Here is a 22,360-nt window from a genome sequence, read left to right on the forward strand (position 1 = left end):
GCCTCGCGTCTCCGTCGGTCCGGCGTAGTGGACGCCCTCCGCAACGCCCCCCTTGTGGCGTGCATTGCAGTCCTGGAACTCGAAAAGGTAGTATTAGAAAAAATTGGCAGCAGGAGGGGCCGATGTATCAGCGTTGGATTGTTTGGATACTCTTTGCATCGATAATGGGTTTTGCATCGGGTGGGAGCGTGTTTTGGGGTTTATACGGACCTAATGCGACCATAGAGCGGGTCAGCGAAGTCACCGAACACCCCACGTCACACCACGAGGCCAAGTCCAAGAAGGAGGAAACTGACGAAGCCCTCGCTTACTACACTCTATGGCTCACGGTCTTCACCGGCGTATTGGCATTTGCCACCATCGCGCTTGGTGGAGCCACATTCGGCCTTTACTTCACAGGCGAGAAGCAAATCAAGTTCTTGCGCGAAAGCTCTGAGGTTCAATCCCGCGATATGCAGGCGTCGCTAAAGATCGCTAAAGATGCAGCTACCGCTGCAGCAGAAGCGGCCTACTCCGAAAGAGCCTGGATCACCCCCGACGGAATAGACGCAGCTGCTATTACAAATCTATTTGTCGATGGAGTTCACTACAGCGAGGGCCTAGGCGCAATTCCAAAATGGACGAACACCGGTCGAAGTCCAGCAATTCAACTTGAAATATTTACGACAGCAATGATCGTGCCCCTGGAAGCGACGATTCCCGTGTTTGATATGGAAGTGCCCAATCCAGAAAATATGAAAGGCATTCTCGGTCCGACAATTCAAGGAACCGGCCAGATGATGCATATCTGCGGTGAGGACCTTTCCAACCTTAAGGCGCGGAAGGTAAAATGGGTCATTTACTCGCGCGCGGTCTATAGCACCGTCTTCCAGCCCGACATCCGAAGAGTCTCAGAAATTTGCGCAAGGGCCGAATGGAATGGCGAAGTCCGCCAATCCGATGGAAGCTCCTTTCCAAGGATTAATTTCACGGCTACGGGGCCGCAAAATGGCGCCGCGTGACAAAAACGCGGCCAGATCGCCCTAACAATCACGTTCCGTACATTGCGGCATTCGCGCCAATACCAGTAACATGAAGCAGAAGCGGTTGACGCGTTCCCGCCGCGGGCCGCAAATGCAACCGATGAAACCGTCGACCAGAAACACCGGGATATGAGCCGGCGCCAGCTTCCGATCATTCTGGCGCTCGGCACCTCGCAGACCCTCGCCTGGGCTTCCAGCTATTATCTGCCGGCGTTGATCGCCGATCCCATGGCGCGCGACCTCGGCGTCTCCTCCAACTGGATCTTCGGCGCGTTCTCGGCTTCGCTGGTCATCGCGGCGATGCTCGGCCCGCGCATCGGCCGGCAGATCGACCTCGTCGGCGGACGGCAGGTGCTGTCGGCCTCGAACTTGATCATCGCCGCCGGCCTCATGCTGCTCGGCTTCTCGCAGTCCGTGGCGGTGATGGCCTTCGCCTGGCTCGTGCTCGGAATCGGCATGGCGATGGGGCTGTACGATGCCGCCTTCGCCGCGCTCGGCCGCATCTACGGCACCGAGGCGCGCAGGTCCATCACCGGCATCACGCTGATGGCGGGCTTTGCCTCCACCGTCGGCTGGCCCCTCACCGCCTGGGGCCTGTCGCATATCGGCTGGCGCGAGACCTGCTTTGCGTGGGCGGCCGCCAACATCCTGATCGGCCTGCCCCTCAATCTCTTCATGCTGCCGTCGATCAAGGGCGCCAGGCAGGCGGCTGCGACGGCCGGGAAGCCGCATGTGCCGCTCGACCGCACGATGGTGCTGCTCGCCTTCGTCTTCGCCGCGGTCTGGACCGTCACCGGCGCCATGGCCGTCCATTTCCCGCGCCTGCTGGAGACAATGGGCGCGACGCATGTCGAGGCGATCGCGGCCGGCGCACTGATCGGGCCGGCGCAGGTGGTCGCGCGCATTCTCGAAGCGGGGTTTCTGAGCCGTTTCCATCCCCTGTGGTCGACGCGCCTTGCCTGCGTCACCCATCCGCTCGGCGCGGCCGTCGTCGCTATCTTCGGCGCGCCCGCGGCAAGTGCATTCGCGCTGCTCTACGGCTCCGGCAACGGCATCTTGACGATCGCGCGCGGGACGCTGCCGCTGGCGATCTTCGGCCCGAAGGATTTCGGCTATCGCCTCGGCATCATCGGCGCGCCGGCACGCATGGCTCAGGCCGTGGCGCCGCTCGCCTTCGGGCTGTTGATTGACGTCATGGGCGCCAAGGTGCTGATCGTCTCGTCCGCGCTCAGTCTCTCGGCGCTGGCCGCGCTGTTCCTGATCCGGCCGGGACCGTCGCCGGATTGACCATGCACCAGCTTTCGCGCACAAGCGGGCCATGACCGAGGACAATCGCCCGCCCCGCACCTTCAAAGGCCTCCTGCGCTGGGCGACCACGCCGCCGCAGGCCTGGGGCGTCTACCTCCTCGCCATCATCCTGGTGTGGCTGGTCTCGTTCTATGCCGGTTCGCTGAAGCCGAAGAAGCTGCCGGACACGAGCCCGCCGGCCGCGACCGCGCCAAAGAGCTAGGCCGGTTTCGCCTCGCTGGTCGCGATCCAGATGCCGGCGAACACGGCAACCAGCCCGATCAGAAGATTTGGCGTGATCGGCTCGCCGATCAGCAGCGCCGCCAGCAAGGTCGCCGCGATCGGATTGACCGTCATCGTATTGGCGACCCGCGTCGGCGTCGCCCGCGTCAGCGCCATGACCCAGAGGATGAAGGCGAGCGCACCACCGCCGATTCCGAGATAGATGCCAGCGATCCACTGCGCGCTCGTAAAGTGCTCGAGCGCCGCAAAGCTGCCCTTCACCAGACCCGCCAGCACCAGCACGGCAGCACCTGCGCCCATGCCGACGGTGAGAAAGCCGAGCGCGCTGGAGCGCTGCATCAGCGGACGCGACAGCACGTTGTAGAACGCCATGCAGAACACCGCGCCGGTCATGATCAGCTCGCCGCGCCAGGCACCGGGCGGGCTCTGCGCGAGGCCCGCGGCCAGCGCTGCCGTCACGCCGAGCACGGCGATGCCGACACCGATGATCTTGCGCGCGGTGAGACGCTCCACGCCCAGGATCGCGCCGACGACCATGGTGTGGAGCGGTAGCGTTGCCAGCGCGAGACTGGCGCGCGCCGCGGTCGTGTAGGACACCGCGATGTGGTAGAGGATGAAGAACAGCCCGAAGAAGCAGATGCCGAGCAGCGCCACCGCCGGCCAGTCCGACCGCTGCGGCCAGCGCACACCGAGCACGAGCGCGCATGGCAACAGGCAGAGAAAGCCGATCCCCCAGCGCAGGATCGCGAGCAAAATCGGATCGGCACCGCCGACGAGATAGCGGGTGATTGCCGCCGCGGTGCCGCCGAGGCTGCTCGACACCAGCGCGATCGCGACCCCGACCCACTCGTCCACGATTGTCTCCCGTTGCGGAGCTTGTTGTGGGCGCCTAGCACGGCCCTGCTGCCACCGTCGTGGCAACAGGTGCGCCGCGGGCAGCTAGTCGTAAAACTGCGGCGCCATCTTCTGGCTGTCGCGCTGGGCCTTGTCGTGGTTGATCCAGAGCTGCGCCTTCTCCTTGTCCAGCGTGTCCGCAATCTTCTGCATCGACGAAGCGCTCAGCTCCTTGTTGGCGTTCATGCTGGGGACACGGCGGTTGTCCCAATTATCCCTGAAGTGAACGGCATCGCCCGACAGCACCACCGCGCCGGTCTTCGGCAGCTTCACCAGCAGCGACTGGTGCCCCGGCGTATGGCCCGGCGTCGACAGGATGGTCACGCCGCCGTCGCCGAAAACGTCCTTGTCGCCGGTGAGCAGCTCGACCGGATGCGAGGGCTTGAAGCGCGGCTCGTTGTTGGCGCCGGGCCAGTCATATTCGGCCTTCTGCACGTAAAGCGTGGCCTGCGGGAACAGCTCGACATTGCCGGTGTGATCAGGATGCGTGTGCGACACCGCCATCGCCTTGATGTCATCGGGCTTGAGCCCAAGCTGTTCGATCTGGGCTTGCAGCGTCTTCGGCCGCTTCCACGTCACGGCCTTGGGATCGGCGGGCGCAAGACCATTCGGCATCGCCGCAACTGAATCGGCAATGCCGGTATCCCACAGGAACCAGCCCTTGCTGTGCTTGATGAGGTAGCAGCTGTCGACGAAGTCCATCGTCTTGCCTTCGTTCAGGCCGGGCGTCCAGCGCGAGATGTCGCCGGCAGTGCCCTCCCCGCAATTGAGGACGTAGAGCCTTTCGACGCCCGACTGCGCGACAGCCGCCTGGCTTGATAAGGCCAGTGCGGCGGCGACGAGAGCAAACTTGATCCTTGGCATCATCCTTACGTCCCTCCATGCAGCGCCTTGCGCAGCCTGCGACCGAAGATCAACCCCGGCCGTGCCGCTGAATTCCGCTCCCGCTCGTCAGGTCAATGCGGGCAGGTCTCGACCTCGACCGTGACGTGGCTCAGCCCCTTCAGTCCGGCAAGCCGCCGCTTGTAGACGGCCGGCTGCTGCGGCGTATCCGAGACCACCGACATCAGCACGGCGCAATGGCCGGGGCCGACCTGCCAGAGATGCAGATCGGTGACGCGGTCGTCGCCGACTTCCACGCGCGCCCGGATGGTGCGCTCCAGCTTCTCGTCCGCGCGCACGTCGAGCAGCACCGCGCCGGAACTCTTGACCAGGCCGAATGCCCAGCTCGCAATCACGGCGCTGCCGATCAGGCCGACGGCCGGATCAGCCCAGACCCAGCCCGAATACATCGCGACGACGAGTGCTGCGATCGCCAGCACCGAGGTCGCGGCATCCGCCATGACGTGAACATAGGCGGCGCGGAGATTGTTGTCGTGGTGATGGTGGTGATGATCATGATCATGATCATGGTCGTGGTCGTCGTGATCATGATGCACATGGCCGTGATCGTGGCCGCGGTGGTGATGATCGTGGCTGCCGCGCAGCAGCCAGGCGCTGACGAGATTGACGCAGAGGCCGAGTGCCGCCACCGCGATCGCCTCGCCATAGACGATCGGCACCGGCGTAAACAGCCGCAGCACGCTCTCATAGGCGATCTCGACCGCGATCAAGCCCAGAATGATCGCGCTGGAGAAAGCCGCGAGATCACCGAACTTGCCGGTCCCGAAGGTGAAATGCGCATTCCCCAGGTGCCGGCGCGCAAAGCGGTAGGCAAAAGCGGCGATGCCGAGTGCGGCTGCATGCGTGCCCATGTGCCAGCCGTCGGCGAGCAGCGCCATCGAGCCGAACAGCGAGCCGGCGACGATCTCCCCCACCATCATGACCAGCGTCAGGACGGCCACGAGCCAGGTGCGACGCTCATTCTCGTCATGCTTGTCGCCGAGGAAGGCGTGATCATGTGTCCACTGTTCAATGGAGTGGGAATGCATCGAATTCTCCAGAAGATTCAGGTTTCTTGGCGCACATTATAGACCGGCGGCCGCCGATTTTCTAAGGTCCGATCGCGCTAACGATTGACAGTTCCGCCTGGTTTCGCTGTAATCGGCCCATGGGGATTTGAGCGATCTCCCCACGAGGCGACATGCCCAAGTATCGCGTCCCGTTCGTTTTATGCGAGGACGCATCATGTCAACGTTCACGACCATATCATCCGATAAATTGGCGCGCCTGATCGGCACAGCCAATGCACCCGTCCTGATCGACGTGCGCACCGAGGAAGATTTTGCTGCCGACCGGCGGCTGATCCCGGGCTCCATCAAGCTCAGCCACGAGACCGTTGCGGAATGGGGTGGCGCGTTTGCCGGCCGCACCGCGATCGTCTCCTGCCTGCGCGGCGCCAAGCTCGCACAGGGCACGGCCGCCTGGCTCAGGCAACTCGGCGCCGAGGCGGAAACGCTGGAAGACGGTTTCGAAGGCTGGAAAGCGGCCAAGCTGCCGCTGGTCGACGCCCGCAAGCTGCCGCCGCGCGACGCCAAGGGCCGCACCGTCTGGGTGACACGGGCGCGACCAAAGGTCGACCGAATCGCTTGCCCCTGGCTGATCCGCCGCTTCGTCGATCCCAACGCGGTGTTCCTGTATGTGGCGCCGTCCGAGGTGATCGCCGTCGGCGAGCGCTTCAATGCCGCTCCCTTCGACATCGAGAACGTGTTCTGGAGCCACCGCGGCGAGCTCTGCACCTTCGACGTCATGATCGAGGAGTTCGGGATTGCGACGCCGCCCTTGCTGCGTCTCGCAACGCTGGTGCGCGGCGCCGACACCGCGCGGCCCGACCTCGCGCCGGAAGCCCCCGGCCTGCTCGCGGCCTCGCTCGGGCTATCGCGCATGTACGACGACGACCTCGAACAGCTCGAAGCGGGCATGCTGCTCTACGACGCCTTCTACCGCTGGTGCCGCGACGCCACGGCCGAGACGCACAACTGGCCGACCAACAAGGTGAAGGCGTAATGGACACCCGTAATCTTGAAGCAGGAGCTGATGCCGGCCACGGCATCAGCTTCGGTGAAGCCTTTCGCGTCTGGCTCCGCGTCGCGTGCCTGAGCTTTGGCGGGCCCGCGGGCCAGATCGCGGTGATGCATCGCATCCTGGTTGAGGAGAAGAACTGGATTTCCGAGGGCCGTTTCCTGCATGCGCTGAACTATTGCATGCTGCTGCCGGGTCCGGAGGCGCAGCAGCTTGCGACCTATATCGGCTGGCTGATGCATCGCACCGCCGGCGGGCTGATGGCGGGCGGACTGTTCATCCTGCCCGGCATCTTCGCCATCATGGGGCTCAGCTACATCTATGCGGCCTTTGGTAATGTCAGCTTCGTCGAGGCGCTGTTCTTCGGCCTCAAGGCCGCCGTCCTCGCCATCGTCGTCGAGGCCGTATTCCGCGTCGGCAAGCGCGCGCTGAAGAACCGCATCATGATCGCGCTGGCCGCGAGCGCTTTCATTGCCATTTTCTTCTTCGCGGTCCCCTTCCCGATCATCATCATGGCCGCAGGAATGATCGGCTATGTCGGCGCCAGGCAGGGCCGTCCGGAATTTGCTCCGGCCGGTCACGGTCATGGCGGCAGCAGCGCCGTGATCGACAGCATGCTCGGCGACGCCGTGCCCGAGCATGTGCGCCCCAACACCGCGCGCGCAGTTCGCGTCGCTGCGGTGTGGCTGGCACTCTGGCTGGTGCCGGTGGTCGCGCTGCTCATGATCCTTGGTCAGGCCAGTGTGTTCAGCCAGATCGCGCTGTTCTTCTCGAAGATGGCGCTGGTCACCTTCGGCGGCGCCTATGCGGTGCTGGCCTATGTCGCGCAGCAGGCGGTCGAGCATTATCACTGGCTCAAACCGCACGAGATGCTCGACGGTCTCGGCATGGCCGAGACCACGCCGGGTCCGCTGATCATGGTGCTCCAGTTCGTGGGCTTCATGGCCGCCTATCGCGATCCGGGCGGCTTGTCGCCGATGGCCGCGGCCACGTTCGGCGGCCTGCTCGCAACCTGGGTCACGTTCACGCCGTGCTTCCTCTGGATCTTCGTCGGCGCGCCCTATATCGAGCGCCTGCGCGGCAACACGGGGCTTGCCGGCGCACTGAGTGCGATCACCGCCGCCGTCGTCGGCGTGATCCTCAACCTCTCGATCTGGTTCGCGCTGCACACGCTGTTCCGCGAGACCGTGCCGGTGCACGCCTTCCCGCTGGATTTTGACAGGCCGGTGCTGACGAGCGTCGACATTCCCGCGCTTGTGCTGGCGGTCGCGGCTGCGACCGCGATCTTTCGGTTCAAGCTCGGGATGCTGACGGTGCTGGCGGCAAGCTGCGCGGCCGGCGTGGCGCTGCGGCTGGCGGGCGCGATCTAGGCGCGAGCCGCATTCCCAGTGTCATCGCCCGCGAAAGCGGGCGATCCAGTATTCCGAGACGATCATGATTGACCCGATAGGCCGCGGCGTACTGGATGCCCCGCCTTCGCGGGGCATGACACCTTTGCTGTGGCACCTACCGCATCATCATCCGCGCGATCGCCTCGCCGATCACCACTGTCGTGAAGTGGGTGTTGGCGCGGCAGTCGGACGGCATGATCGAGGCGTCGGCGACGCGCAGGCCCGAGATGCCCTTCACCGAGCCATCGGGATTGACCACGCCATCGGCGTCATTGACGCCGCTCATGCGGCAGCTGCCGGCAGCATGCTGAATGTCGCCGGTTTCACGGCGCAGCAGCGTGTCGAGCTCGTGATCCGGCAGGCTGGCGGCCTGCGCCAACGTTAGATCGGTATCCGTCAGCCTGATCCAGTCGGCGATGCCTGATAGCGCCGGCTGCGAGGTGATCACCGCGAGCCGCTTCACCGCATCCTTCATGCGCAACATGTCGCGGGGATCGGCCAGCATGTTTTCCTCGACGATCGGATCAATCGACGGATCGGTCGAGGCCAGTTTGAGCGTTCCCCGCGAATAGGCGTTGAACAGCCCCGCACCGATGGCGCCGGGCACACCGACGCCGCGGTGGTTGAACGCGATCAGGATCATGTCGCGCTTGCCGCCATTGGCGAGGCCGGAGGAATAGGTCACGCAGCAATTGGTGTGACGGGTATCCGGATCGGTCGGCCGCAGCTCTTCGTGGAGCTGGATCGTCGCGCGAAACAACGGGTGGTCGAAGAAGTGCTTGCCCACCGGCAGGTCGCGTTCGACCGCAATCCCCATCGCCTTCAGCTCTTCGGCAGGTCCAACGCCCGAGCGCAGCAGGATCGCTGGACTGTGGATCGCGCCGGCGCACAGCACGATCTGGCGCGCGCTGATTTCCTGGGTGCCCTGTCCCTCGATGTGAACACGAAGACCGGTCGCCCTACCGTCGCTGACCAGCACGCGGTCGACCAGCGCATGCCCGCGAATTTCCAGGTTGGCGCGGCCGCGCGCCGGCTCCAGATAACCCTCATTGGTCGTGATGCGGCGGCTGTCGCGGCTGTTGATGGGATAGCAGGCGACGCCCTCGCCATCCGGGCCGTTGACGTCGGCGCACCAGGGATAGCCGCTCGCGAGCGCCGCATCGCGCAAGCCGCGATCGATCGGGCCCCATTTTTCCGGCGGCGCGCGATAGACCGGCAGCGGTCCGCCGCGGCCATGGCCCGCGGCATCGCCGAACTCAAAATCGTCCTCGATCACCGAGAACAGCGGCATCACCTCCTTGGCCGACCAGCCGATGCAGCCATTGGCCGCCCATTCGTCGAACGCATCAGCAACACCGCGGATCGCGATCTGGCCGTTCATCATCGATGAGCCGCCGAGACCCTTGCCGCGCCAGTAGAAGCGCGGCTCCTGTTCCGCCACCCGGCGCGTCAGGAGATACGGCCACTGCCATTTCTCCTGATACTCGCGCTTGTGAATGATCGGGATCGGGTTCGGCGTCCTCACCTCCCACGGCGCCTCGTCGGCGCGCCAGTCCAGACCTGCTTCGAGCAGCAGGACGCGCCGTGCGGGATCCTCGGAAAGCCGCGCCGCAACCGCGGCGCCGGCGGAGCCGCCGCCGACAACAATGACATCGTACATCGCGTTACTTCTCAACGTTCCAGAACACCGGGATGGCGGACGGTATCAGACCGCGCAAGGTCGCGCGATAGGCCGCCGGCTGGGCAAACTGGCCCCACGGAATAGCCGGCGTCTGATCGTACATCACGGCCTGGATCTCACCGGCGATTTTCTTGCGATCCTCTTCGGCCGGCGCCTTGGCAAAGGCTTCCACCAACGGCGTGATGCGCGCATCGCACTGCCATCCCGTGAAGTCGGCGCAGTTGAACGCGACCATGACATTGGTCAGCGGCGATCCCAGATCGAAACCGCCGGCGTGAACGCCGTAGACGCTCCAGCCGTCCTTCTTGGCGCGGCGCGCCAGCACGCTCGCCCAGTCCATCACCTGGAGATCGACGTTGAACCCGGCCTGCTTCAGCCGCTCGGCCAAGACTTGGGCCGAGACGCGCGGCGCTTCGAGATCGTTGGCCTCCATCACGACGACGGGCTCGCCGGCATATTTCGTCGCCTTCAGCGCGGCCTTCGCTGCCTCGATCGACGGCTTTGCCGCAGCTTCGATTCCAGCCTTGCTGTCATAGGTGGTGCCGCAGGTGAAATAGGTCGCACAAGGCGTGGCGTATTTGGCATCGAGGCCGAGTGCATCCAGCACCTCGCGCTGGTCGACCAGCTTCCACAGCACGCGCCTGATCGCGGGATCGTCGAACGGCTTGGACGCAGCGTTGAGGCGATAGGCGCCCGCGAACATGTTGCCGCCGGTGAAATTCACGAGCTTGACGCGGGAGTTCTTTTCCAGCGTCGGTAACAGATCGAACGGCGCGTATTGCATGAAGTCGACTTCGCCGGCCTGCAGCGCCGAGGCGGCGGTCGCACCATCGGGGATGACGCGGATCTCCAGCGTGTCGACGTTGACGCGCTTGCCGCCGGCGAGGAAGTCGGCAGGCTCGGAGCGCGGCACGTAGTCGGCGAATTTCTTCAGGATCATGCGATCGCCGGTGCGGTGATCGGCCTTGCTGTAGACGAACGGGCCGGAGCCGACGATCTCGGTGATGCGCTGGTCGCCGGGCGTCTTGGCAATGCGCTCGGGCATCATGAAGGCGACGGGGCTGACGGGATTGCCGAGTGCGTCGATGACGAGGCCGGACGGCTCCTTGAGCGTCAGCACGAAGGTCTTCGCATCCGCTGGCTCCAGCGCGGCCGTGATCGCGAAGATGCGGCGGCCAAGCGCGCTGCGGGTGCCCCAGCGGCGCAGCGACGCCACGCAATCAGCCGCCGTGACCGGCTGGCCGTCGTGCCATTTCAGGCCGTCGCGCAGCGTGAAACTATAGGTCAAACCGTCTGCGGAGACCTTCCAGTCCTGCACCATCTGGGGCTTGATGTCGCCCTTGGAATCCTTCGCGAACAGCGTGTCGAACACCATGTAGCCGAACGTGCGCGAAATGTAGGCCGTGGAGAAATGCGGATCGAGCGTGACGATCTCGGCCTCGAGCACGGCGACGAGATTGCCTGCTGCATGCGCGGGCGCCGCGACAATCGCGAGAGCGAGCAGCGCCGGAATGAAAGTCTTCAGTTTGAACATTGGTGTCTTGTTGCCTTTTGACTGCGTTGAAGTCGTCAGACAAAAAGCAATGTTCGTGCCGTATGAGGACGACACTTATGCGCTCGCGACTATCTGCCACGCGTTTGCAGGGATGCGGAATGTGAGTAGGAGAGCGACGCTATCGCCCATTCTCCGTCATTGCGAGCGAAGCGAAGCAATCCAGACTGCGGCCGTGGAACGACTCTGGATCGCTTCGCTGCGCTCGCAATGACGAGGAGGGACAGGTGCGCGTTACACCCGCTCTCGTGCCCCGGACGCAGTGCAGCGCGTAGCGGTGCGCTGCAGAGCCGGGGCCCATGTTTCCAAGAGTACCGTTGTTGCGTGGGTCCCGGCTCTGCGCAGCAGCGTTTCACGCTGCAGCGCGTCCGGGACACGGGCCCTACCCGATCACCTTGCCGAACTTGTTCGACTTCGGGAAACCCTTCGGCGGCAGACGGCCGGCATCCGCACGGGTCCCCTTCCACTCGGCGAGCTCCTTCATGGTCGCGGAGAATTCGCGGCCCGCGGAATCCTTCCAGGTCAGGCCTGCCCTGGCCTCGAACACGGCAATGTCCGAGAGACCGCCGTCCTTGTACTTCTGCAAGCGCACGCCGCGGCCACGCGCCATCTCCGGCACCTGGTCGAGCGGGAACACCAGCATCTTGCGGTTCTCGCCGATGACCGCGACGGTGTCGCCGATCACCTCGGTCACCGTGCGCGCCTCGTTCGGCATGTCGACGTTGAGGACCTGCTTGCCCTTCTTGGTGGTGCCGACGCAATCGTCCTCGTTGACGACGAAGCCCTGGCCCTCGTGGCTCGCGACAAGGAATTTGCGTCCGCCCTTGTTGACGAACAGCGTGACCGGCGCGGCCTCCGGCTCGAGATCGATGAACTGGCGGATCGGCTCGCCGTGACCGCGGCCTCCCGGAAGCTTCGCCACGTCGATCGAATAGAACTTGCCGTTGGTGGCGAACATCAGCAGCTTCGACGTTGTCTCCGCGAAGAAGGCGAAGCCGAGCTTGTCGTCCTGCTTGAAGGCAAGGCCGGAGAGATCCTCGACATGGCCCTTCAGGGTGCGGATCCAGCCCTTGTCGGAGACGACCACCGTCACCGGCTCGCGCTCGACGAGGGCTTCCTCCATCGCGGCGAGATCGTGCTCGGGCGCGTCGGCGAAGGTGGTGCGGCGCTTGCCGAGCGGCGTCTTCGGCCCGAACATGTCGCGGACCTTGCCGACCTGCTCGCCGACCTTCTTCCACTGCTCGGGCTCGGACGCGAGCACCGCGTTGATGCCCTTGAGCTCGGCGCGGAGGTTCTTGTCCTCGGTGCGAATTTCCATCTCTTCGAGCTTGCGCAAGCTGCGCAGCCGCATGTTGAGGATGGCTTCGGCCTGCACCTCGGTGAGCTTGAACCGCTTGATCAACGCCGGCTTCGGCTCATCCTCGGTGCGGATGATCCTGATCACCTCGTCAATATTCAGAAACGCGATCAGGAAGCCGCCGAGGACTTCCAAACGGTTCTCGATCTGCAGCTTGCGATAGTTGGTCCGGCGAACCAGCACGTCGCGCAGATGGTCGAGCCATTCGCGCAAGCACTCCGCGAGTCCCACCACCTTGGGGACGCGTCCCTTGATCAGCACGTTGAGGTTCAGCGGGATCTTGTTTTCGAGCTCGGTCAGCCGGAACAGCGATTCCATCATCAGCGCCGGATCGACGTTTTTCGATTTCGGCTCAATCACGATGCGGACGTCTTCGGCCGACTCGTCCCTGATGTCGCCGACCAGCGGCAGCTTCTTCTGGTCCAGCAGCTCGGCGATCTTCTCGATCAGGCGCGACTTCTGCACCAGAAACGGGATCTCGGTGACGACGACGACCCAGGTGCCGCGCGCCCCCTCTTCCTGCTCCCATCGCGAGCGGACGCGGAACGAGCCGCGGCCGGTGGTGTAGGCTTCAGCGATCGCCTGCTTGGAATCGACGCAGATGCCGCCGGTCGGGAAATCCGGACCCTTCACCCATTTCAAGAGCGCCTTGGATTTCGCGTCGGGCTTCTCGATCAGATGCAGCGCGGCCTCGCAAAGCTCGGCGGCGTTGTGCGGCGGGATCGAGGTCGCCATGCCGACCGCGATGCCCTGCGCGCCGTTGGCGAGCAAATTCGGGAAGCCGCCGGGCAGCACGATCGGCTCTTTCGACTGGCCATCGTAATTGGGACGGAATTCGACCCCGTCCTCGTCGATGCCCTCGAGCAGAAGCCGCGCGACATCGGTCATGCGCGCTTCGGTGTAGCGGTAGGCGGCCGGATTATCGCCGTCGATATTGCCGAAATTGCCCTGGCCGTCGACCAGCGGGTAGCGCGAGGAGAAATCCTGCGCGAGCCGCACCATGGCGTCGTAGATCGCCTGGTCGCCATGCGGATGGAACGAGCCCATCACGTCGCCGACGATCTTGGCGGACTTCTTGAAGCTGGTGCCGGGGTCGAGCCGGAGCAGGCGCATGCCGTAGAGGATGCGCCGGTGGACCGGCTTCAGGCCGTCGCGCGCGTCGGGCAGCGCGCGATGCATGATGGTGGAGAGCGCGTACGCGAGATAGCGCTCTTCCAGCGCCTCACGCAGCGGCACATCATGAATTTCGGCCGGTTCTTCCGGCGGAACGATTCGTTTTCCCATGCCGCCCGGTTAAACCGTGGAAGCGAATCGGGCAAGGATCGATTGGTTCCCTGTGGGCGGCTACTGGCCTGCCCAGCCGGCTGTCACAGGCTGGGTTTTGGCTGGTCCAGGCACCTGCGCAGTCACCGGCGCGTTGGCCACGCAGCGCCGGGCAGCCTCGATCTCGGCCTCGGTCGCGCCCTTGGAGCGCGCCCAACTCTCTGCGGCCGCAGCGGAATATTTCGCCACATAGTACCGGACGACGGTGCAGGAGGCACGGCGAAACACGCCGGGTTGCGGCTCACCGGCCATGGCATCGGGCGCAAGCGCGATCAGCGCCGCGGACAAGGCAAATCCTCTGATCAACATTTAGGCTGTCCCCGTTGTGGAACCTGCGGGGCCAATGCGAGCAGGCTGATTTCGTTCCGGGGAACAGCATGCTCTCAGGCAAGGCAGAGGCGCGGTCAGCTCATGGCCGCCGATTATGGCGCCGGAAGCGCCGCCTTTTGCTGCTGTCGCGTCAGGGCATTGATGAAGCCGGCGCGCGCGTCAGAATGGGCCTGGCCGCGCGGCTCCAGCACGTGACGCAGCAGGAACAGGCCGGTGAGCCGAAAGCCGTCCTGGAGATCCTCATCGGTGAGATCGTTTGCGGTTTCGCCCTGGCGCAGGAATTGGGGCAAGCGCAACAGCCGGTCGCGCCACGGCTCACCCGCGCCGCGCGACACCGCGCCGCCTGATTTCGGCGAGACATAGATCAGGTCCGTGGTCTCCCCGGTCACCGCGCAATTGTCCAGGGCAAGCCCGAAGCCGAGCTCGCCGAGCATCGCCAGCTCGAAATGGATGACATGCACCGCGGCGCTGCCGATGTCGTCGAAATCGTCGAGCGAATGTTCGAGCAGCGCAAAGATGTCTTCGTGGGGATCGCGTTCGGGAAGGAGCCTCGCGACCGAAGCCAGATGGGTGACGCCGTAGACGCCATGGGACGATCCCAGCAGTGTCGCCGCACGCAGCTTCAAGCCTTCGATGGCATAAGTGCCGAGATGTTCGTCGAGCCGCGCCCGCCACACCACGCTGACGCTGTTACCGGGTTGCAGCAGGGGCCGCATCCGCGCGCCGGCGCCGCCGCGCACGAGGCCAAGATGCCGGCCATGCGCCCGCGTCAGCAGCTCGACGATGGCGCTGCTCTCGCCATGCCGCCGCACGCCCAGCACGATGCCTTCGTCGGTCCATTCCATGGGGTATAGTCTAGCGGATTCCGGCCTTCAATCGTAGGGCGGATTAGCCGAAGGCGTAATCCGCCAATCACGCATGCATAATCTAAATGGTGGATTACGCTGCGCTAATCCACCCTACGGCACCGCGCCAGACGCTACGCGTTGAACCAGCCCTGCGCGTCGCCGCTGAACGAGAAATACAGGCCCATCGTCGTCAGCACGCAGGAGACGACCTCGATCGCGCTGTCGAGCTCCATGCCCTTTTCGCCGACGATCTGGCCGAGCGAGATCACCGACAGCACGAGCGCTGCCGCCAGCACCCAGCGCGGCCAGTTCTTGCGCCAATGCGCGGCCAGCCGCACGAAATAGACCAGCAGCAGGATCATGCCCCCGGCGAGCAAGGTCGCCGTCATGATCATCTGCTCGGTCATCTCGGCGGTCGGCGTGCGGTCCTGCACCGCGACCGAGACGGCATCCAGCATCAACGAGGCATAGAGCAGCGCTTCGAAGCGCCGGACGTTGCTGGGTACGCTCATCGGTGACCGATCTTTTCTTGCTTATTCTTTGGGAAATTCCAGGCCCATCTCGCGGTAGCGATCGGGATCGTCGCCCCAGTTCTCGCGCACCTTGACGAACAGGAACAGATGCACCGGCACGCCCAGGATCTCGGCAAGCTCCTTGCGCGAGTCCGCGCCGATCGACTTGATGGTGGCGCCGCCCGCGCCGAGCACGATCTTGCGCTGGCTCTCGCGCTCCACGAAGATGGTCTGCTCGATGCGCACCGACTTGTCCTTGCGCTCCTCCCATTTTTCGGTCTCGACCGTCGACTGGTAGGGCAGTTCCTGGTGCAGCTTGCGAAAGATCTTCTCGCGCGTGATCTCGGCCGCAAGATGCCGCATCGGCGCGTCCGACATCTGGTCTTCGGGATAGAGGAACGGCCCAGGCGGCACGATCTCGGCCAGCGTCTGCCTGAGGTCGTCGACGCCGTCGCCCGAGATCGCCGCGATCATGAAGGTCTTCGCGAACGGCATGCGCTCGTTGGCGGCCTGCGCCAGCGCCAGCAGCTTCTCGCGCTGGACCAGATCGACCTTGTTGATGACCAGGATCTTCTCGTGTTTCACGCTGGCGACCTTGGTGAGGATCGCCTCCGCCTCCTCGTCGATCCCCGCCTTGGCATCGAGCAGCACGCAGACGAGGTCGGCGTCATGCGCGCCGCTCCACGCGGTCGAGACCATGGCGCGGTCGAGCCGGCGCTTCGGCAGGAAGATGCCGGGCGTGTCGACCAGAATGATCTGTGCGTTGTTCTCGATGACGATGCCGCGGATCAGCGCGCGCGTGGTCTGCACCTTGCGCGAGACGATCGTGACCTTGGCGCCGACCAGCGCGTTGACCAGCGTGGACTTTCCGACATTCGGCGCGCCGATCAGCGCAACGAAGCCGCAGCGCGTGGCCGTGGGCGCCTCGCCGCTTGTTTCAGCCGTCATTGCCGCCGCCAACGCCTTCACGTTCGATCATCACTGATGCTGCTACTTTCTCTGCTGCGCGCTTGCTGCCGCCGATGCCTTCGGCCGGCGCCAATCCCGGCAGGTCCACCGCGACGCGGAACTGCGGATCGTGATGCGGGCCGGTGCGCTCGACCTCGCGGTAAACCGGCGTCGGCAGCCCCTTCCCCTGCGCCCATTCCTGCAGCACGGTCTTGGGGTCGCGCAAGGGGCGCCGCGGCTTGTGCATGCGCTCGGTCCAGTTGCGCTTGACGAAGTCGGACGCCGCCGCATGGCCGCCGTCGAGGAAGATGGCGCCGATCACGGCCTCGCAGATGTCGCCGAGCACGCTCTTGCGCAGGCGGGCGTCGGCGCTGGGGCCGACCGAACCGAGCTTGATGTCGTCGAGCAGACCGAGCGACTTGGCGACGTCGGCGCAGCTTTCCTTGCGCACGAGTTCGGCAAGGCGCTTGGACAGCTCGCCCTCATCGGCGTTCGGGAAGGCGTGATAGAGCATGTCGGAGACGACCAGCCCGAGCACGTGATCGCCGAGAAACTCCAGCCGCTGATAGCTGTCGCCGCGCTTGCGCCCGGACTTCAGCGCCGAGACATGCGTGATCGCCTGGATCAGCTGGTTCGGATCCGCAAAGCTGTAACCAATGCGCGCCTCGAGCGCTGCATTCGCGTCGGTCGCCTTGGCCTTGCGGACCCGCTTCTTCTTCGCAGGCGTCTTGGTTGCAGCTTCGCCCTCAGGGGCGGCTTGCGCCTCGATCGATTGGGTCGCGATGTCCTTGGCTTCGTCTTTCATCGGACGATTTTGAAGAAGCGATTCCAGCGCACCGCCCACGGCCAGCGCCAGAACATCCAGGCGTGCTCACCTTCGGCGATGGAAAAGAAGATCATCTGGGCGCGGCCGATCAAGTTTTCCTGCGGCACGTAGCCGACCTGGCCGAGGAAGCGGCTGTCGGTGGAATTGTCGCGGTTGTCGCCCATCATGAAGAAGTGGCCGGACGGCACGGTGTAGACGTTGGTGTTGTCCATGTAGCCGTTGTCGGCGCAGTCCAGCGTCTCATAGGACACGCCGTTCGGCAGCGTTTCCTTCCAGCGCTTCACCCTGGAGATGCCGCCGCCTTCGGAGCCGCACGGATCCTCGCCGACGAATTCGCTCATCCGCTGCCGCTCGACCGGGGTGTCGTTGATGTAGAGCAGCCCGTCCCGCATCTGGACGCGGTCGCCGGGAAGCCCGATGACGCGCTTGATGTAGTCGGTGGAATCGTCCTTCGGCAGGCGGAAGACGACGATGTCGCCGCGATCCGGGTCGGAGCCCCAGATCCGTCCCGAGAACAGGTTCGGCGAGAGCGGGATCGAGTAGTGGCTATAGCCGTAGGAATATTTCGAGACGAACAGATAGTCGCCGACCAGCAGCGTCGCCTTCATCGAGCCGGACGGGATGTTGAAGGGCTGGAACAGAAATGTGCGGATCACGAGCGCGATCAGGAGAGCGTGGATCACAACCCGGATCGTTTCGCCGACGCCGCTCTCAGTTTTTGTTCCCGAAGTCACGCTCATTGCTCTCTCAATTCCGGCCGGCGGTCACAGAGCGCCCTCCTCCCGCGAACTGCCCATCGTTCGCGGCCCAAGGAGATTGTCCTGATTCTGATAGTGAGGGCCAATTCCGGCGTAAAGCCGAATTCGCCCAGCCTGATCTGCGTCGGCGGACTTTTAGACGGTTGTCGGGGGGCACGCAATCAAGGATCGCGTCAAAACATCGTAAGACACTGATTTTAAATATGAATTATAAAAAGATCGATGACCGGATCAGGCCTTGGCCAGCGGCACGGCGGAAATGACGACGAAGGCCTGCGCCAGCGGCCAGTCGTCGGTGATCGACAGGTCGATCCTGGCCTCGAAGCCATCGGGCGTCAGGGCATGGAGGCGGGCCAGCGCCCCGCCGGTCAATTGCATGGTCGGCCGCCCGCCGGGCAGGTTGACCACGCCCATGTCACGCCACCAGACGCCGCGCCGGATCCCGGTGCCGAGCGCCTTGGAGCAGGCTTCCTTGGCAGCGAAGCGCTTGGCGTAGGTCGCGACCACCATCTTCTCGTTCTTGGCGCGGCGCTCGGCCTTGGCCCGCTCGGCCGCGGTGAAGATGCGGTTGAGGAAACGCTCGCCGTGGCGCTCGATCACCTTGGCCACGCGGGTGATGTCGATCAGGTCGGAGCCGATGCCGATGATCATGCCCGGCTCCGGCCACGGTCCATCGCCGCGCGCATGCTCCGCACCGTCTCGGACAAACCGACGAACAGCGCCTCGCCGATCATGTAATAGCCGATGTTCAGCTCCATGATCTCAGGCAGCGCGGCGATCGTCTCCGCCGTCGCGTAATCGAGCCCGTGACCGGCGTGAACTTCCAGCCCGGCGTCCTTCGCGAGCTTCACGCCCGCCACGATCCGCTTCCACTCGGCTTCCGCCTTGTCTGCGTGACCGTCAACGACGGCGTCGCACCAGGCGCCGGTGTGGATCTCGATCACGGGCGCGCGCAGCCTTGCCGCCATCTCGATCTGCGCAGGGTCGGCGGCGATGAACAACGAGACGCGGATGCCGGCATCGTTGAGCCGCGCGATATAGGGCGCCAGCGCATTGTGCTGGCCGACCACGTCGAGGCCGCCTTCGGTCGTCACCTCCTGGCGCCGCTCCGGCACCAGGCACACCGCGTGCGGCCTGGTGGCGAGCGAGATCCGCATCATGTCGTCGGTCGCCGCCATCTCGAAATTCAGCGGCTTGGAAATCCCGGCCTTCAGCCGCGCCATATCCTCGTCGCGGATGTGCCGGCGGTCCTCGCGCAAATGGGCGGTGATGCCGTCGGCGCCGGCCTCGATCGCCAGCAGCGCGGCGCGCACCGGATCGGGATGACGGCCGCCGCGCGCGTTACGCACGGTTGCGACGTGATCGATATTGACGCCGAGGCGGAGCGGAGAAGCGGGCATTTCAGGACTCACGAAATCAGGGAGACAGACGCATGCAGGATGCGCTTATCCATTAACACGTTCGACGCGGGCGACGACCGCCTTGGCGCGCAGCTGGGCGAGGATCGCGCTCAGATGCTTGAGATCGTAGACTTCGAGGTCGATTGTCGTCTCGGTGAAGTCGGGCGAGCGCCGCTGCATGCTGATGTTGTCGATGTTGCCGTCATGCTCGGCGATCACGGTGGCGATCTGCGCGAGCGCGCCGGGCTCGTTGACGTTCTCGACCTTGATGCGGGCCGGGAAGCGCTGCGGCATGGAGTCCTCGATGTCCCAGCGCACATCCAGCCAGCGCTCCGGCTCCTCCTCGAAATCCTTCAGGGCCGGCGCCTGGATCGGGTAGATCGTGATCCCCTCGCCCGGCGTGACGATGCCGACGATGCGGTCGCCCGGCACGGCGCCGCCGTTCGGCGCGAACTTGATCGGCAGGTCGGAATTGATGCCGCGGATCGGGATCGCGACCGGGCTGCGCGGCGGCTCCGACGGCTTTTCCTTGAGCTTGGCGGCAAGCCCCTTCTTGACGCCGTAGCGCGCGATGCGCTCCTCCTTGTAGTCGGGATACATCGCGCGCGCGACGTGGGACGCCTTGATCTCGCCGCGTCCCACGGCCGCCATGACGTCCTCGATCGAGGTGCGTGCGAGCCGCGGCAGCGCGCCCTTGAGCTTGTCGTCGGCGTATTCGATCTTGGCGCGCTCGAACAGCCGCTCGACGATGCGTCGGCCGAGACCGGCATATTGATCGCGCACCGCAGTCCGGGTGGCGCGGCGGATCGCGGCCCGCGCCTTGCCGGTGACCGCCAGCGTTTCCCACGCCGACGGCGGCGCCGATTGCGCCTCCGAGGTCAGCACCTCGACCTCGTCGCCGTTCTGGAGCTCCGAGGATAGTGGTGCGAACTGGCCGTTGATCTTGCAGCCGACCGCGCTGTTGCCGACGTCGGTATGCACGGCATAGGCGAAGTCGATCACGTTGGCGTGGCGCGGCAGCGCGATCAGCTTGCCCTTCGGCGTGAAGCAGAACACCTGGTCGTGGAACAGCTCGAGCTTGGTGTGCTCGAGGAATTCCTCGGGGTTGGCGCTCTCCGAGAGGATGCCGATGGTGTGGCGCAGCCAGGCGAATGCGGTGGACTCGCGCTTGAGGAGTTCGGTCGGCGAGCCCACGCCTTCCTTGTAGAAGACGTGCGCGGCAATGCCGCGCTCGGCGATCTGGTCCATTGCCTCGGTGCGGATCTGGAGCTCGACGCGCTGGTTGCCCGGCCCGATCACGGTGGTGTGGATCGAGCGGTAGTCGTTCTGCTTCGGCGTCGAGATGTAGTCCTTGAAGCGCCCGGGCACGACCGGCCAGTTGGTGTGGACGATGCCGAGCGCGCGATAGCAGGACTCGATGTCGTTGACGACGAGGCGGAAGCCGAAGATGTCGGACAATTGCTCGAAACCGACCGACTTGCGCTCCATCTTGGTCCAGATCGAGAACGGCTTCTTGCTGCGGCCATAGACCCGCGCACCGAGGCCCCTGTGGCGCAGATTGTTGGAAAGCTGTGCCTCGATCTCGCCGATCAGATTGCGATTGCGGTCGGCGAGCGCGTCGAGCCGCTGCATCACCACCGAATAGGCTTCGGGATCGAGCGTGCGGAAGGACAGATCCTCCAGCTCCTCGCGCATCTCCTGCATGCCCATGCGCCCCGCCAGCGGCGCGTAGATGTCGAGGGTCTCCTCGGCGATGCGCCGCCGCGATTCCGTCGGCACGAAGTCAAGCGTGCGCATGTTGTGCAGGCGGTCCGCGAGCTTGACCAGAAGCACGCGGACATCATCGGCAATGGCCAGCAGCAATTTGCGCAGGTTCTCGGCCTGCTTGGCCTCGCGCGACACCAGCTCCAGCCGCTTCAGCTTGGTCAGGCCCTCGACCAGCGCACCGATCTCGGACCCGAAGATCTGGTCGATCTCGGCCCGCGTCGCCTCGGTGTCCTCGATCGTGTCATGCAGCAGCGCGGCCACGATGGTGGCGTCGTCGAGTTTCAGGTCGGTGAGAATCGCCGCCACTTCGAGCGGGTGCGAGAAATACGGATCACCCGAGGCGCGGGTCTGCGAGCCGTGCGCCTTCATGGCGTAGACATAGGCGCGGTTCAGCAGATCTTCGTCGGTGTTCGGGTTGTAGGACCTGACGCGCTCGACGAGGTCATATTGACGCATCATCCGCGCGCGCGGCTTGGCCGGACGAGCCACCGGCGCAGTCGGGGCCACGGCAACCGATTCGGTTGCGGCCAGCATCTGCGTTGGTCTCCGGCGCCGATACACCATGCCATCCTGCCTTCAAACGGCCCTGAGACGGCCGTTGTACACACCTTAGCTCCGATCGCGCGCGCGTCCGATCAATTCAGTGACAGCTGCGCAGCGCCAACCGGCAACGCTATGGTAACCACGAAAACGCCAACAAAAGCAAAGGCCCGAACGCGGGTTCGGGCCTTTGATAAGATCACAAGAAATCGACGATCGCGATGGACGATTTACTCGTCCTCCTCGGGCTGCTCTTCCGGCGGCGCGAGGCCCTCGAGGCCCTTCAGGAGCTCCTCTTCGGTCATGCGCTCAACGGCAACCTCGGTATCATCCGCATCGACGCTGGCACCGGCGGAACCGATCAGCGGCACCGTATCCGGCTCGGGCTCGTCGACCTCGACGAACTTCTGGAGCGAGTGCACCAGCTCTTCGCGGAGGTCCTCCGGCGAGATGGTCGAGTCCGCAATTTCACGCAAAGACACAACAGGGTTCTTGTCGTTATCGCGGTCAACCGTTAGTTGTGAACCGGACGAAATCATGCGGGCACGGTGGGCGGCCAGCAGGACCAGGTCAAACCGGTTGTCGACCTTGTCGATACAATCTTCTACGGTGACGCGAGCCATGGACTGTCGCTCCGTTGTGGGTGGGACGAAATATGTGGATGATCGGGGCTAGTTATAGGGGCTGGACCGGTTTCGCAAGGCCAATTTGTGATTTGGC

Annotated in this window: 21 protein-coding genes; 5 read left to right on the plus strand and 16 right to left on the minus strand. The window is 64.6% G+C overall.

Annotated elements, in window-relative coordinates; translation table 11 throughout:
• Nucleotides 1-122 precede the first annotated feature (122 nt).
• The 3 genes from AB7532_RS20845 (at nucleotide 123) to AB7532_RS20855 (ending at nucleotide 2,532) form a co-directional block, all read left to right on the plus strand.
• A complete protein-coding gene (locus tag AB7532_RS20845) occupies nucleotides 123-1,001 on the plus strand; it encodes a hypothetical protein (RefSeq protein WP_441236611.1) in 879 nt (292 codons plus the stop codon).
• A 150-nt stretch (nucleotides 1,002-1,151) separates the two neighbouring features.
• Nucleotides 1,152-2,309: an MFS transporter gene (locus AB7532_RS20850; RefSeq protein WP_441236612.1), complete on the plus strand. Its 1,158-nt coding sequence runs from the start codon at nucleotides 1,152-1,154 to the stop codon at nucleotides 2,307-2,309.
• A 31-nt stretch (nucleotides 2,310-2,340) separates the two neighbouring features.
• Nucleotides 2,341-2,532, plus strand: coding sequence for a hypothetical protein (locus AB7532_RS20855; protein WP_441236613.1), 192 nt, complete (start codon nucleotides 2,341-2,343; stop codon nucleotides 2,530-2,532).
• On the opposite strand, the gene AB7532_RS20860 is transcribed toward AB7532_RS20855, so the two are convergent.
• From AB7532_RS20860 to dmeF, 3 genes are all read right to left on the minus strand, one after another.
• Nucleotides 2,529-3,407 carry a DMT family transporter gene (locus AB7532_RS20860; RefSeq protein ID WP_441236614.1) on the minus strand — a complete coding sequence of 293 codons (879 nt, stop codon included), beginning with the start codon at nucleotides 3,405-3,407 and terminating at the stop codon, nucleotides 2,529-2,531. The genes AB7532_RS20855 and AB7532_RS20860 overlap by 4 nt on opposite strands.
• Before the next feature lie 84 nt (nucleotides 3,408-3,491).
• Entirely contained in the window at nucleotides 3,492-4,313 is an 822-nt protein-coding gene (locus AB7532_RS20865) for an N-acyl homoserine lactonase family protein (RefSeq protein WP_441236615.1), read from the minus strand.
• Nucleotides 4,314-4,402: 89 nt separating this feature from the next.
• Nucleotides 4,403-5,377, minus strand: coding sequence for a CDF family Co(II)/Ni(II) efflux transporter DmeF (gene dmeF, locus AB7532_RS20870; RefSeq protein WP_441236616.1), 975 nt, complete (start codon nucleotides 5,375-5,377; stop codon nucleotides 4,403-4,405).
• 196 nt (nucleotides 5,378-5,573) lie between these two features.
• Between dmeF and AB7532_RS20875 the strand changes: the two genes are divergently transcribed.
• Together AB7532_RS20875 and chrA are read left to right on the plus strand one after the other, a co-directional pair.
• Nucleotides 5,574-6,392, plus strand: a complete 819-nt coding sequence (locus AB7532_RS20875; RefSeq protein WP_441236617.1) for a chromate resistance protein ChrB domain-containing protein — start codon at nucleotides 5,574-5,576, stop codon at nucleotides 6,390-6,392.
• The gene (gene chrA / locus AB7532_RS20880) at nucleotides 6,392-7,777 is read left to right on the plus strand and encodes a chromate efflux transporter (RefSeq protein ID WP_441236618.1); all 1,386 of its coding nucleotides are present in this window, start codon (nucleotides 6,392-6,394) and stop codon (nucleotides 7,775-7,777) included. The genes AB7532_RS20875 and chrA overlap by 1 nt, the downstream gene beginning before the upstream one ends.
• Nucleotides 7,778-7,913: 136 nt before the next feature.
• Here chrA and AB7532_RS20885 read toward each other — a convergent pair whose 3' ends face one another.
• The 13 genes from AB7532_RS20885 to rpoZ all read right to left on the minus strand — a co-directional run bounded on the left by AB7532_RS20885 (nucleotide 7,914) and on the right by rpoZ (nucleotide 22,263).
• Nucleotides 7,914-9,458: a GMC family oxidoreductase gene (locus AB7532_RS20885; protein WP_441236619.1), complete on the minus strand. Its 1,545-nt coding sequence runs from the start codon at nucleotides 9,456-9,458 to the stop codon at nucleotides 7,914-7,916.
• 4 nt (nucleotides 9,459-9,462) lie between these two features.
• Entirely contained in the window at nucleotides 9,463-11,013 is a 1,551-nt protein-coding gene (locus AB7532_RS20890; RefSeq protein WP_441236620.1) for an ABC transporter substrate-binding protein, read from the minus strand.
• Nucleotides 11,014-11,413: 400 nt separating this feature from the next.
• Nucleotides 11,414-13,672: a DNA topoisomerase IV subunit A gene (gene parC / locus AB7532_RS20895; RefSeq protein ID WP_441236621.1), complete on the minus strand. Its 2,259-nt coding sequence runs from the start codon at nucleotides 13,670-13,672 to the stop codon at nucleotides 11,414-11,416.
• 60 nt (nucleotides 13,673-13,732) lie between these two features.
• Nucleotides 13,733-14,020, minus strand: coding sequence for a hypothetical protein (locus AB7532_RS20900; protein WP_441236622.1), 288 nt, complete (start codon nucleotides 14,018-14,020; stop codon nucleotides 13,733-13,735).
• Nucleotides 14,021-14,133: 113 nt separating this feature from the next.
• Nucleotides 14,134-14,886, minus strand: coding sequence for a DNA repair protein RecO (gene recO / locus AB7532_RS20905; RefSeq protein WP_441236623.1), 753 nt, complete (start codon nucleotides 14,884-14,886; stop codon nucleotides 14,134-14,136).
• Nucleotides 14,887-15,020: 134 nt separating this feature from the next.
• A complete protein-coding gene (locus tag AB7532_RS20910; protein ID WP_441236624.1) occupies nucleotides 15,021-15,401 on the minus strand; it encodes a hypothetical protein in 381 nt (126 codons plus the stop codon).
• Between the two features lie 21 nt (nucleotides 15,402-15,422).
• Entirely contained in the window at nucleotides 15,423-16,349 is a 927-nt protein-coding gene (gene era / locus AB7532_RS20915; protein WP_441236625.1) for a GTPase Era, read from the minus strand.
• A complete protein-coding gene (gene rnc, locus AB7532_RS20920; protein ID WP_441236626.1) occupies nucleotides 16,339-17,154 on the minus strand; it encodes a ribonuclease III in 816 nt (271 codons plus the stop codon). The genes era and rnc overlap by 11 nt, the downstream gene beginning before the upstream one ends.
• Complete coding sequence (lepB, locus tag AB7532_RS20925; RefSeq protein WP_441236627.1) at nucleotides 17,151-17,915, minus strand: signal peptidase I; 765 nt, start codon at nucleotides 17,913-17,915, stop codon at nucleotides 17,151-17,153. Before lepB ends, rnc begins: the two co-directional genes overlap by 4 nt.
• A 249-nt stretch (nucleotides 17,916-18,164) precedes the next feature.
• Nucleotides 18,165-18,584, minus strand: coding sequence for a holo-ACP synthase (gene acpS, locus AB7532_RS20930; protein ID WP_441236628.1), 420 nt, complete (start codon nucleotides 18,582-18,584; stop codon nucleotides 18,165-18,167).
• Nucleotides 18,581-19,333 carry a pyridoxine 5'-phosphate synthase gene (locus AB7532_RS20935; RefSeq protein ID WP_441236629.1) on the minus strand — a complete coding sequence of 251 codons (753 nt, stop codon included), beginning with the start codon at nucleotides 19,331-19,333 and terminating at the stop codon, nucleotides 18,581-18,583. Before AB7532_RS20935 ends, acpS begins: the two co-directional genes overlap by 4 nt.
• A gap of 45 nt (nucleotides 19,334-19,378) precedes the next feature.
• Nucleotides 19,379-21,664 (minus strand): RelA/SpoT family protein, encoded by a 2,286-nt coding sequence (locus tag AB7532_RS20940; protein ID WP_441236630.1) that lies wholly within the window; start codon nucleotides 21,662-21,664, stop codon nucleotides 19,379-19,381.
• A 206-nt stretch (nucleotides 21,665-21,870) separates the two neighbouring features.
• Nucleotides 21,871-22,263, minus strand: coding sequence for a DNA-directed RNA polymerase subunit omega (gene rpoZ, locus AB7532_RS20945; RefSeq protein WP_024512695.1), 393 nt, complete (start codon nucleotides 22,261-22,263; stop codon nucleotides 21,871-21,873).
• Nucleotides 22,264-22,360 lie beyond the last annotated feature (97 nt).

Source organism: Bradyrhizobium sp. 930_D9_N1_4 (assembly GCF_052076015.1).
Taxonomy (GTDB): domain Bacteria; phylum Pseudomonadota; class Alphaproteobacteria; order Rhizobiales; family Xanthobacteraceae; genus Bradyrhizobium.